The organism is Allobosea eneae (assembly GCF_042657265.1).
Lineage (GTDB): Bacteria > Pseudomonadota > Alphaproteobacteria > Rhizobiales > Beijerinckiaceae > Allobosea > Allobosea eneae.
Genome location: NZ_JBHSLW010000030.1, coordinates 1 through 10,527, shown reverse-complemented (window position 1 = coordinate 10,527; position 10,527 = coordinate 1). Strand labels below are relative to the sequence as shown.

General features: G+C 64.6%; 10 protein-coding genes and 1 pseudogene. 5 read left to right on the top strand and 6 right to left on the bottom strand.

Translation table 11 applies throughout. From position 1 onward, the window contains the following. Positions 1–308, top strand: a pseudogene (locus tag ACFPOB_RS18845) (hypothetical protein); the annotation flags it as partial. A gap of 19 nt (positions 309–327) precedes the next feature. On the opposite strand, the gene ACFPOB_RS18840 reads toward ACFPOB_RS18845, so the two are convergent. After that, complete coding sequence (locus ACFPOB_RS18840) at positions 328–1,227, bottom strand: AraC family transcriptional regulator (protein WP_377799902.1); 900 nt, start codon at positions 1,225–1,227, stop codon at positions 328–330. 285 nt (positions 1,228–1,512) lie between these two features. On the opposite strand from ACFPOB_RS18840, the gene ACFPOB_RS18835 reads away from it, so the two are divergent. Then, positions 1,513–1,899 carry an Atu4866 domain-containing protein gene (locus ACFPOB_RS18835; RefSeq protein ID WP_377799901.1) on the top strand — a complete coding sequence of 129 codons (387 nt, stop codon included), beginning with the start codon at positions 1,513–1,515 and terminating at the stop codon, positions 1,897–1,899. Between the two features lie 37 nt (positions 1,900–1,936). On the opposite strand, the gene ACFPOB_RS18830 is transcribed toward ACFPOB_RS18835, so the two are convergent. Beyond that, on the bottom strand, positions 1,937–2,548 hold the full coding sequence (locus tag ACFPOB_RS18830) for an NAD(P)-dependent oxidoreductase (protein ID WP_377799900.1): 612 nt from the start codon (positions 2,546–2,548) through the stop codon (positions 1,937–1,939). A 118-nt stretch (positions 2,549–2,666) separates the two neighbouring features. Between ACFPOB_RS18830 and ACFPOB_RS18825 the strand changes: the two genes are divergently transcribed. After that, entirely contained in the window at positions 2,667–3,038 is a 372-nt protein-coding gene (locus ACFPOB_RS18825) for a winged helix-turn-helix transcriptional regulator (RefSeq protein ID WP_377799899.1), read from the top strand. Here ACFPOB_RS18825 and ligD read toward each other — a convergent pair whose 3' ends face one another. From ligD to ACFPOB_RS18810, 3 genes are read right to left on the bottom strand one after another with little or no spacing between them, the layout of a single operon-like run. Further along, the gene (gene ligD / locus ACFPOB_RS18820; RefSeq protein ID WP_377799898.1) at positions 3,039–5,588 is read right to left on the bottom strand and encodes a DNA ligase D; all 2,550 of its coding nucleotides are present in this window, start codon (positions 5,586–5,588) and stop codon (positions 3,039–3,041) included. Between the two features lie 18 nt (positions 5,589–5,606). Then, positions 5,607–6,485 carry a non-homologous end joining protein Ku gene (gene ku, locus ACFPOB_RS18815; RefSeq protein ID WP_377799897.1) on the bottom strand — a complete coding sequence of 293 codons (879 nt, stop codon included), beginning with the start codon at positions 6,483–6,485 and terminating at the stop codon, positions 5,607–5,609. After that, positions 6,485–6,727, bottom strand: a complete 243-nt coding sequence (locus ACFPOB_RS18810) for a hypothetical protein (RefSeq protein ID WP_377799896.1) — start codon at positions 6,725–6,727, stop codon at positions 6,485–6,487. Before ACFPOB_RS18810 ends, ku begins: the two co-directional genes overlap by 1 nt. 252 nt (positions 6,728–6,979) lie before the next feature. Between ACFPOB_RS18810 and rpsO the strand changes: the two genes are divergently transcribed. Together rpsO and pnp are read left to right on the top strand one after the other, a co-directional pair. Beyond that, positions 6,980–7,249: a 30S ribosomal protein S15 gene (gene rpsO / locus ACFPOB_RS18805; RefSeq protein ID WP_091836097.1), complete on the top strand. Its 270-nt coding sequence runs from the start codon at positions 6,980–6,982 to the stop codon at positions 7,247–7,249. A gap of 282 nt (positions 7,250–7,531) precedes the next feature. Then, positions 7,532–9,703, top strand: a complete 2,172-nt coding sequence (gene pnp, locus ACFPOB_RS18800) for a polyribonucleotide nucleotidyltransferase (RefSeq protein ID WP_377799895.1) — start codon at positions 7,532–7,534, stop codon at positions 9,701–9,703. A 141-nt stretch (positions 9,704–9,844) separates the two neighbouring features. Here pnp and ACFPOB_RS18795 read toward each other — a convergent pair whose 3' ends face one another. Next, the gene (locus ACFPOB_RS18795; protein ID WP_377799903.1) at positions 9,845–10,180 is read right to left on the bottom strand and encodes a deaminase; all 336 of its coding nucleotides are present in this window, start codon (positions 10,178–10,180) and stop codon (positions 9,845–9,847) included. Between the last annotated feature and the right edge of the window lie 347 nt (positions 10,181–10,527).

Genomic DNA, 10,527 nt, shown 5'->3' with positions numbered 1-10,527 from the left:
AGCTCAACACGCTGGTGGCGAGCTTCCGGACGGGCAGCGGGGCCGGCGTTGCGATGGCCGCTGGAGCGGTGTCTTCCGGAGCCGGGGCGCGCCCTGCCGCTCGTCTTGCATCACGGGGCCCGGCACGCCCTGCGGGCGCCGCGCCGCACATGGCCGGCCCGGCCGACTGCGGCAGCAGCCAGGCGCCCGAGCCGGAGCGGCTGCGCCAGCTCGCCGAGGCCGCCTTCGCCCAGAGCAAGGCCGCCAAACCTCAGCCGCGCAAGGCAGCCAATGGCCGCGCCGGCGATACCGGATGGGAGGAGTTCTAAGTCCCGGGCCGAGGCGGCGTCAGTTGCTGAACGCCGCCTCGGCGCTGCGCAGGCGAGCGACGTCGCGGCGCGGCGGAGCGCCGAACAAGCGGCTGTATTCGCGGCTGAACTGCGAGGGGCTCTCATAGCCGACCTCGAACCCGGCAGAGGCGGCATCCCGCGCATTCGCCAGGATCAGGCGGCGCGCCTCCTGCAACCGCAATTGCTTCTGGTATTGCAGCGGGCTCATCGCCGTCACCGCCTTGAAATGTTGGTGCAGCGCAGACGCGCTCATCCTCGCCTCCGCCGCCACAATCTCGACGCTGAAGGGGCTGCGGTAATTGCGCTTGATCCAGGCGATGGCGCGATTGACCTGCTGCAGCTTGCTCTCCGCCACGGCGATCTGGCGCAGACGCGCCGCCTGCTCGCCGGTCAGCAGACGATAAAGGATTTCGCGCTCCAGCAGCGGCGCCAGCACCGCGATGTCTGCGGGAGCCTCCAACAGACTGGTCAGCCTGATCACGGCGTCGCGCAGCGTCGGCGTCATCGGGCTGACCGTCAGCCCCGGGCCGGGTGACAACTCGCGGTCGGCCAATGGCGGCGCTTCCAGCATCAGCGCGCCGATAGCGGCAGGGTCTAGCTCAAGCTTGACGCAGAGATAGGGCTCGTCCGGCGTCGCCTCGATCACCTGGCCGATCACCGGCAGGTCGAGCGAGACGATGAGACAATGCGCGGCGTCGTAACGGTAGATCTGGTCACCCAGGATCACCTGCTTGGCCCCCTGGGCGATGATGCAGAGCGCCGGCTCGTGCAGGCCGTGCATCGGCTCGCTGGGCTGCGACAGGCGCACCACCTTCAAGCGCGGGATCGCCGTGTCATAGACGCCGTCGGTCGGCGCGAATCGCGCAATGAGCGCGGCGAGTTCCTCGACCTGGGGCATGCGAACCTCCTCGCGGACAGTTTCGGCGTCGGGCTTTCATATAAGGAAAGACCGGGGTTTTGCGAGCATCGAGCTAACGCGCTGGAGGATCAGGCAATGATCGCGGCGGATCGCTCTACCGCCTCCGGCTCGCGCCGGTGCATTGTCCAACCATACCGGCAGCGTTGTCGACGAACGGACCACAGGCGGAACGCCCTGGCGCCCTGTGCCGGTTGCTACTGACATATTCCTGTCAAGGGCGGCGCTATCTGCACCGCCCAACAACCTGAACGAAAGGAGATCATCATGCCCTTCAGCCAGGTCTTCCAGTCGCTCGGCGCGATCGCGTCGATCATTGTCCCGGCCAAGCCGTCGGTTCGCCCGCTCGAGATCGATCTCGAGCTTCCCGAGCCGCTGAGCAAGGCCGAGCGCGCGGTGCTCGGCCGCTGGGTCAGCGAGGACGGCGCCATCCGGCTTGATCTTCGGCCCAATGGCCGCTTTGGCAAGCAGCGCGACCAGGCGCCGGGCCATGGCGGCCGCTACGAGGTCGATGCGTCGCAGCTCTATTTCGAGAGCGACGCCGGCCATGTCTGGAGCGGTGAATTGCGCCGCGGCCAGCTCGCCTTTGGCGAGAAGCGTTTTCGCCGGACCCTGCAGCTGGATCCGGTCGGATTGATCCGATCCGACCGGTAAAGACCAACAGCGTTGCGGCGGAGCCTCGTGCTCCGCCTCAATAGCCGACTGTAAAACGCTGGCGCGAATGCGCCGGCTTTTCCAGTTCGTCGACCAGGGCAATGGCGTAGTCCTCGGCCGAGATCCGGCTCTGGCCGTTGTCGTCGACCAGGAGCTGGTCCTTGCCGAGGCGGAACTTGCCTGTGCGCTCGCCCGGCTCGATCAAGGCGGAAGGCGAGAGGAAGGTCCAGTCGAGGTCGCCTTCGCCCTTCAGCAGATCCAGGAAGGCGCCGCCCTTCCTGGCCTCGTCGAGATAGAGCGCCGGGAATTCCTTGGTGTCGAACAGCTTGACGCCGGGCGCGACCTCAAGGCTGCCGGCACCGCCGACGACGAGATAGCGCGCCACGCCGGACCGCTTCACCGCCGCCAACAGCACCGCCGGATCGCTGGCGGTGAAATGCACGGCGCTGATCACCGCATCATGACCGGCGAGCAAGGCGGCGAGCCCGTCCTTGTCGTAGACATCGCCTTTCAGTGCAGTGATCCCCGCGCCCGGCGGCACCTTCTCGGGATTGCGGACGATGGCGGTGACCTGATGGCCGCGGCTGGTCAGCTCGGCGAGCAGGCGCGAGCCGATGAAGCCGGTGGCGCCGATGAGAGCAATCTTCATGGTGATCTTCCCTGGTATCTTCTGGGAACCTACATCCCAATAGACACCAGATGGCAGTCATGCGATTTTCTCTCAAGAAGGCACTTTCACGCCACAAGGTCACCTGCCGGAAACCGCCATGCTGCATCGCCCCGATCCGTTCAATGCCCGCTGCCCGACCCGGCAGGTGCTCGACCGCATCGGCGACAAATGGGCGGTGCTGGTGCTGATCCTGCTCGAGCAGGAGACGCTGCGGTTCAACGAGTTGCGCCGGCGCATCGACAGCATCTCGCAAAAAATGCTGTCGCAGACGCTGAAGAGCCTGGAGCGCGACGGGCTCATCTCGCGCCGGGCCTTCGCGACCGTGCCTGTCACGGTCGAGTATGCGCTGACGCCGCTCGGGCGCACGCTCGCCGGCACGGTCGCGGCGCTGACGCAATGGGCCGAAGCCCATATCGGCGAGGTCGAAGAGGCGCAGCGCCGCTACGACCGCGGCGAGGTCGCCGCCTGATCAGCGTTTCAAGGACCGCTTCGGCTTGAAGAAAGCCCCCCAGGCATCGTCCGGCGGCCCCTTCGTCTCGATCTCCGGCGCCTTATAGGCGTCGGGCGCCAGATCCTTCTCCAGCAGCTCCCAGGCGACCGGCATGGCCACCGCGGCGCCAGGCCGGGCCCGCGTCGAGAACGGGGCGATCGCGGTCGAGCCGCGTCCGTTCCTGAGATAGTCGATGAAAATGCGGCCCTTGCGCGCCTTCTTCGACAGAGTCGCGGTGTAGAGTTTCGGCTCGGCCTGCTCCATCGCCTTGGCGAAGTCGCGGGCGAAACCCTTGACCTCATCCCAATCCGCCTTGGGCCGCAGCGGCAGCACGACATGGAAGCCCTTACCGCCGGAGGTCTTGAGAAAGCTCTCGAAACCGAGCTCGTCGAGACGCTCGCGTACGGTCAGCGCCGCCTCGCGCACGCGCTCGATCGGCACGCCCTGGTCGGGGTCGAGATCGAAGATGACCTGGTCGGGCGTCTCGACCGCATCGACTTTCGCGCCCCAGACATGGACCTCGACCGTGCCGAGCTGGACGAGGGCGGCGAGCCCGTCGAAATCGCGGATGAAGAGCAGCTCCTCGCCATCCTTGTCCTTCATCCGCAAGACGGATTTGTGCAGGCCGGCGCCGGCATGCTTCTGGAAGAAGACCTGCCCGCCGACGCCATCGGGTGCACGGAGCAGGCTCAAGGGGCGCTCGATCACGAAGGGCGCCATGCGCTCCCAGACACTGGCGTAATAATCGAGCAGATCCTGCTTGGTGAAGCCGATATCCGGCCAGAGCGGCTTGTCGGGATTGCTCAGCGTCACGGTCGTCTCCGGGCCGGCCTTGCGCCGGGCCTTCGTTGTGCGCTGAACCTTCTTTGGCTCGGGCTTGGCCGGCTTCTCCTCGACGACCGCTTCCGCCGGCTTGTCCTCGCGCAGGCCAAGGAAGGACGCGTGCCGCAGCGTCTTCGAGGCTGTCCAGGAACCGAATGCGATCTCGGCGACGAGTTCGGGCCTCACCCAGACGATACCATGCTCGCGGCCAGGTTTACCGGCGAATGGGGGGGCTTTCGCGGCGACGGCATCGAGCTTCTTCTTCAGCGCCGCGGCCGAGCTGCGCGTAAAACCGGTGCCGACGCGGCCGGCCGGCTTCAGCTCATCGCCCTCGTGATAGCCCAGGACGAGCGAGCCGAGCTGGTTGCGCGACGCCTTCGACGGGACGTAGCCGGCGATGACAAACTCCTGGCGCTGCGTGCATTTCGACTTGATCCAGTCGCGGCCGCGACCGCTGCGATAGGGCGCCTCGGCGCGTTTGGAGATCACGCCTTCCAGCCCCATGCGGCAGGCATGGCGCAGCATGGTCTGGCCCGGCTCGGTGAAATGCTCGGAATAGCGTAGCGGCGTCTCCGGCCCCGCGGCTTGCAGCAGCTCCTCCAGCCGCTCCTTGCGGGCGAGCAACGGCTCGCGCTGCAAGTTCTCGCCGTCGAGATGCAGCAGGTCGAAGGCGAAGAACACGAGGTTTGCGGTCTTCTCCTCCGATAATGCGGCTTGGAGCGCCGAGAAGGAGGAAATGCCGTTCTCGCCCAGCGCCACCACTTCGCCGTCGATCAAGGCCGCCTCGCAAGGCAGCGCCGCCAGCGCATTGCCGATCCGCTCGCCGAAGCGCTCGGTCCAGTCGAGCCCGGTCCGGGTCAGCAGCTTGACCTTGCCGGCGGAGATCCGCGCCTGCAGCCGGTAGCCGTCGAACTTGACTTCGTGCAGCCAGGCATCGCCCGCCGGCGGTTTCTCCTGGAGAGTCGCAAGGCAAGGCTCGACAAAGCGCGGCAGCGGCTCGCTGTCTGTCTTCGCCGAGCGTCCGGCCGGCTTGGTCTTCGCCGGCTTTGCAGCGGCAGCTTTGGCCTTGGCCGCCTTGGGCCTGCGCCCCGTCGCGGGCTTTTCGTCAGTCGACCAGACGTCACCTGCGGGGTCGTCGCCGACTTCCTCGACGCTTTTTCCGGATTTCACCGAATCTGGCGCGGCCTCCAGAATGTCCTCGTCGTCACGGGCGAAATCGTCGTCGACCTTGATCAGCAGCCAATTGTCACGCTTCTCGCCGCGGCGGGGCTTCAGCCTGACCAGATGCCAGCGGCCGCCGAGCTTGTGGCCTTCGAGCGCGAAGGCGAGATGACCCTTCTCCATACCGCGGACGGGATCGCCCTCTGGAATCCATTTGCCCTCGTCCCAGATGACGACCGAGCCGGCCCCGTACTCGCCTTCGGGAATCGTGCCCTCGAAGGCGCCATATTCGAGCGGGTGGTCCTCGACATGGACGGCGAGCCGCTTCTCAGCCGGATCGAGGCTTGGGCCCCGCGTCACTGCCCAGGACCATAGCACGCCGCCATGCTCGAGCCTGAGATCGTAATGCAGCCGGCGGGCGGCATGCTTGTGGATCACGAAGGCGCCCCCGGCCGCTGCGGCCTTCCGACGGCGTGCAGCAGCGCCTTTCGGCTCACGTGTGCGAGAGAAATCGCGCTTCGAACGGTAGAGGTCGAGATTGGTCATGACGCCCTCCGACGCGCGTCAGGCGCTCTTTTTGGCCTTGCCGGCAGCGGTCTTCTTCGTCGGCTTGCGCGCGCTCGCCGATTTCCTTTCGCGAGCCGCCGACTTGCCGGGCGAACCGCTTTCCTCGCCAAGGCTCTTCTTCAGCGCCTCGAACAGATTGACGACGTTGGTGGGGCGCTCGGCCGGCTTCGCCACCGGCGGCTTCTTACCCTTGCGCTTGGCCGCGATCAGCTCGAGCAGCGCCTCCTCGTACCGGTCCTCGAAGCCGCTCGGATCGAACTTCGCCTGCTTCTTCTCGATGATGTGCGTGGCGAGGTCGACCAGTTCCGCGTCGAGCTTGCCCTTGCTCAGCCCGTCGAAGACCTCGTCCGGCTGGCGCACGGTCTTGTCGTAGCGCAGCGTGGTCAGCAGCAGGCCCTTGTCGAAGGGCTCGATCATCACCGGACGCTCGCGGCGATAGAGCACGATGCGGGCGATGCCGGCCTTCTTCTGCTTCGCCATCGCCTCGCGGATCACGGCGAAAGCCTCTTCCGAGACCTCGTCCGACGGGCTGAGATAATAGGGCTGGTCGAAATAGATCTGCGGAATCGCGGCGCGATCGACGAACTGCTCGATCGAGAGCGTATGCGAGCTCTCGATCTGGACCGCGTCGATCTCGTCCTCCTCGATCAACAGGTATTCATCGCCGCCGATCTCGTAGCCCTTGACCTCGTCGTCGGGATCGACCGGCTTGCCGCTAACGCTGTCGATATATTGGCGCCGGACGGTATTGCCGGTCTTGCGGTTGATGACGCGGAACGAGACCTTCTCGCTATGGTCGGTCGCCGAGGTCAATTCGACGGCGCAGGAGACCAGCGAGAGCTTGAGATAGCCCTTCCAGGCCGGCCGGGGCGCCATCAGGCTGCCCTCAGCTTCGGCCGGGCCGGCAAGGCCGGCGGCAACCCGCGCAGCCAGGCCTCGGCCCGTACGATCTCGTCGCGGGTCACAACGGGTACGGGATCGGACAGGATCGCCAGCAGGACGTCGCGGTCGAGCTGGCCGTTGGCGATCACCTCGGCGAGCGCGTCGCGGGTCTCGCGCTCGGCCCGGAGCTGGGCGCCAAGCGCGGCGATGAGACGGTCCTTCGGCATGGCGGGCATGATACGCGACCCCGGTTTGAAACCCTGCGGCGAGTCAACCTGCGGAGCCCGCCGAGGTTCCGGGAGCTGCGCTTTCCCGTGCTGCGATGCAGCACCCTAGCGTTTCCTTGGATTTCGTGTATATGCCCGGGCAACCGGCCGCACAGCCGGCTGCGCATCCCTTCCGCGATGAGGCGGATGCGGGCTTCGGACCTTGCTGGACGACATCCCGGCCTGGCCCGCCAGATCAACACTCAACCGAAGGACATCACGATGTCGATCACTGCCGAGCGCAAGACCGCGCTCATCAAGGAACATGCCACCAAGCCGAACGACACCGGCTCGCCGGAAGTCCAGGTCGCGATCCTCACCGAGCGCATCAACAACCTGACCGGCCACTTCAAGTCCCATACCAAGGACAACCATTCGCGTCGCGGCCTGCTCAAGCTGGTCTCGCAGCGCCGCTCCCTGCTCGACTATCTGAAGGGCAAGGAAGAAGCACGCTACAAGACCCTGATCGAGAAGCTCGGCATTCGCCGCTGATCGGACCGAATTCCCGCCCGGTGCTTCGTTGCTCCGGGCGGTTCTACGAGGGGCCAGCTTATGGCCCCGATCCGGGAGCGCCGTAATGAGGCGACGTTCCCCCTTCAATGCGGCAACCGCATGGGGCGGCTTTCCGCATGATCCGCCGGCGTCAGTGACGTCCATGGCAGGATCGCCGAGCGCCCGGGCGCGCTTCCCGCGAGCACATCCCGGACGTTCAGCCGTCTTGCCCATGGGCATGATCGACGCCGGACGGATCGCATCCGACCGAAAGACAATCCTATGTTCGATGTTCAAACCGAAGAGCTGATCTGGGGCGGGCGCAAGCTCGTGCTCGAAACCGGCAAGATCGCCCGCCAGGCCGACGGCGCCGTGCTCGCCACCTATGGCGAGACCGTCGTGCTCGCCACCATCGTCTCGGCCAAGGAGCCGAAGCCGGGCTTCGACTTCTTCCCGCTGACCGTGAATTACCAGGAGAAGACCTTCGCAGCCGGCCGCATCCCCGGCGGCTATTTCAAGCGCGAGGGACGCCCGACCGAGAAGGAGACGCTGGTCTCGCGCCTGATCGACCGGCCGATCCGCCCGCTCTTCGCCGAAGGCTACAAGAACGACACCCAGGTGGTCGTCACCGTCCTGCAGCATGACCTCGAGAACGATCCCGACATCGTCGCCATGGTCGCCGCCTCCGCCGCCCTGACGCTCTCGGGCGTGCCCTTCATGGGCCCGGTCGGCGCTGCCCGCGTCGGCTATGTCGACGGCGCCTACAAGCTCAATCCGCTGATCGAAGAGGTCAAGGAATCGCAGCTCGACCTCGTCGTCGCCGGCACCCAGGACGCCGTCCTGATGGTCGAGTCGGAGGCCAAGGAGCTCTCCGAGGAAATCATGCTCGGCGCCGTGATGTTCGGCCACAAGCATTTCCAGCCGGTGATCGACGCGATCATCCGTCTGGCCGAGAAGGCCGCCAAGGAGCCGCGCGACTACGTGCCGGCCGACAACTCGGTCGTGCTCGACGCCGTTCTCAAGCTGGTCGATGCGGATCTCCGCGCCGCCTACAAGATCACCACCAAGGCCGAGCGCTACAAGGCGATCGACGCCGCCAAGGCCAAGGTCCAGGCGCTGGTCTCGGCCGAGCCGGACGGCAAGACCACCTTCACCAAGGAGCAGGTCGCCGGCCAGTTCAAGGAAGCCCAGGCCAAGGTCGTGCGCTGGACCATCCTCGACGACGGCGTCCGCATCGACGGCCGCGACGTCAAGACGGTCCGCAAGATCGTGGCGGAAGCGGGCATCCTGCCGCGCACCCACGGCTCCTCGCTGTTCACCCGCGGCGAGACCCAGGCGCTGGTCGTGACCACGCTCGGCACCGGCGATGACGAGCAGTTCATCGACTCGCTGGAAGGCACCTACAAGGAGACCTTCCTGCTGCACTACAACTTCCCGCCCTATTCGGTCGGCGAGACCGGCCGCATGGGTTCGCCCGGCCGCCGCGAGATCGGCCACGGCAAGCTCGCCTGGCGCGCCATCCGCCCGATGCTGCCGGCGAAGTCGGAGTTCCCCTACACGATCCGCGTCGTCTCGGAGATCACCGAGTCGAACGGCTCCTCCTCGATGGCCACCGTCTGCGGCACCTCGCTGGCGCTGATGGATGCGGGCGTGCCGCTGAAGTCGCCGGTCGCCGGCATCGCTATGGGCCTGATCCTCGAGGGTGAGCGCTTCGCCGTGCTCTCCGACATCCTCGGCGACGAGGACCATCTCGGCGACATGGACTTCAAGGTGGCCGGCACCGCCGCGGGCATCACCTCGCTGCAGATGGACATCAAGATCGCCGGCATCACCGAGGAGATCATGAAGGTCGCTCTCGGCCAGGCCAAGGGCGGTCGCGAGCACATCCTCGGCGAGATGAGCAAGGCCCTCTCGGCCTCGCGCAGCCAGCTCGGCGAGTATGCGCCGCGCATCGAGACGATGAAGATCCCGGTCGACAAGATCCGCGAAGTCATCGGTTCGGGCGGCAAGGTGATCCGCGAGATCGTCGAGAAGACCGGCGCCAAGGTCAACATCGAGGACGACGGCACCATCAAGATCGCCTCGGCAGACGGCAAGTCGATCGAAGCGGCGATCAAGTGGATCAAATCGATCGTCTCCGAGGCGGAGCCGGGCATGATCTATGACGGTACCGTCGTGAAGGTCATGGAGTTCGGCGCCTTCGTGAACTTCTTCGGCGCCAAGGACGGCCTCGTCCACATCTCCGAGCTCGCTCCCAAGCGGGTCCAGAAGGTGCAGGACGTCGTCAAGGAAGGCGACAAGGTCAAGGTCAAGTTCCTCGGCATGGACGAGCGCGGCAAGGTGCGGCTGTCGATGAAGGTGGTCGACCAGGCCACTGGCGAGGACATCACCGAGAAGCTGAAAGCCGAGCGCGAGGCCGAGAAGTCCCGCGAGCGCCAGAACGCCGACGACTGAGCTTAAGTGGAGCCGGCATCAGCTATCTGCTGGTGCCGGCTCCAGAATTCCTGCGGCAAGAATATCAGCCTGATTTTTTCCTAAGTACGCTTTTTCTAGCGCCATATAGGCTTCAAAAATCGCATTATCGCTTGGATGCAATTAAGCAGGTTCTCCGCGCCTCCATTTCATCGCGTTGCCATTGCTATCCTTACGTCTGCCGCGTTCAAAAAATTCTCTGTATCGGTATGGTGCTATGCCGATAAATGGTTCAAATCGAACCTTTCCGCTTTCCATCTCGGCCGTTCTTGAAACGATTAGCTCACCACCGTATAGTTCTATTGCATAGCTCTTAGGATACGGCTCTATATATACGACCTTCCTTATCCCAGCGGCAATTATATGTTTGGCACATAAATGACATGGGAAGGTAGTGCAGTACATTAGAGAGTTATTAAGAGGTATTCCATTACGAGCAGCGTCTGTAATTGCGTTCATTTCTGCGTGTATTATTCGACCAAATTCAATAGTATCCATCATAATTAAATTTTTATACTGGGATTTTTGGTCAGAAGATTCGATCTTTTTGAGTAATTGGCGACCATCTATATCCTTATATTCATCGACCAACGCACTGTTAGACCTCAAATTCAAGAGAACATCGTCTAACATTCTGATCTTCATGTCGTCATTTGTGTCGTATCCTTTAAACACTTCACGACTATCGTCCGGATCCCCGCTCCAATAAGAGTCCGTCCCGGAACTCATGACGCTCGCGCGATGCGGCGGATAAGAACCATGGCGGCGGCTGCGTAGAGGAAGGCCGTCGCGGAGGCGATGGTGGC

Excerpts from the sequence above, each read along its gene's own strand:
- ACFPOB_RS18825 (WP_377799899.1), top strand. The coding sequence starts at position 2,667 with ATGCTGCATCGCCCCGATCCGTTCAATGCCCGCTGCCCGACCCGGCAG.
- rpsO (WP_091836097.1), top strand. The coding sequence starts at position 6,980 with ATGTCGATCACTGCCGAGCGCAAGACCGCGCTCATCAAGGAACATGCC.
- ku (WP_377799897.1), bottom strand. The coding sequence starts at position 6,485 with ATGGCGCCCCGGCCGGCCTGGAAGGGCTATCTCAAGCTCTCGCTGGTC.
- ACFPOB_RS18795 (WP_377799903.1), bottom strand. The coding sequence starts at position 10,180 with ATGAACGCAATTACAGACGCTGCTCGTAATGGAATACCTCTTAATAAC.
- ACFPOB_RS18835 (WP_377799901.1), top strand. The coding sequence starts at position 1,513 with ATGCCCTTCAGCCAGGTCTTCCAGTCGCTCGGCGCGATCGCGTCGATC.
- ACFPOB_RS18830 (WP_377799900.1), bottom strand. The coding sequence starts at position 2,548 with ATGAAGATTGCTCTCATCGGCGCCACCGGCTTCATCGGCTCGCGCCTG.
- ACFPOB_RS18810 (WP_377799896.1), bottom strand. The coding sequence starts at position 6,727 with ATGCCCGCCATGCCGAAGGACCGTCTCATCGCCGCGCTTGGCGCCCAG.
- pnp (WP_377799895.1), top strand. The coding sequence starts at position 7,532 with ATGTTCGATGTTCAAACCGAAGAGCTGATCTGGGGCGGGCGCAAGCTC.
- ligD (WP_377799898.1), bottom strand. The coding sequence starts at position 5,588 with ATGACCAATCTCGACCTCTACCGTTCGAAGCGCGATTTCTCTCGCACA.
- ACFPOB_RS18840 (WP_377799902.1), bottom strand. The coding sequence starts at position 1,227 with ATGCCCCAGGTCGAGGAACTCGCCGCGCTCATTGCGCGATTCGCGCCG.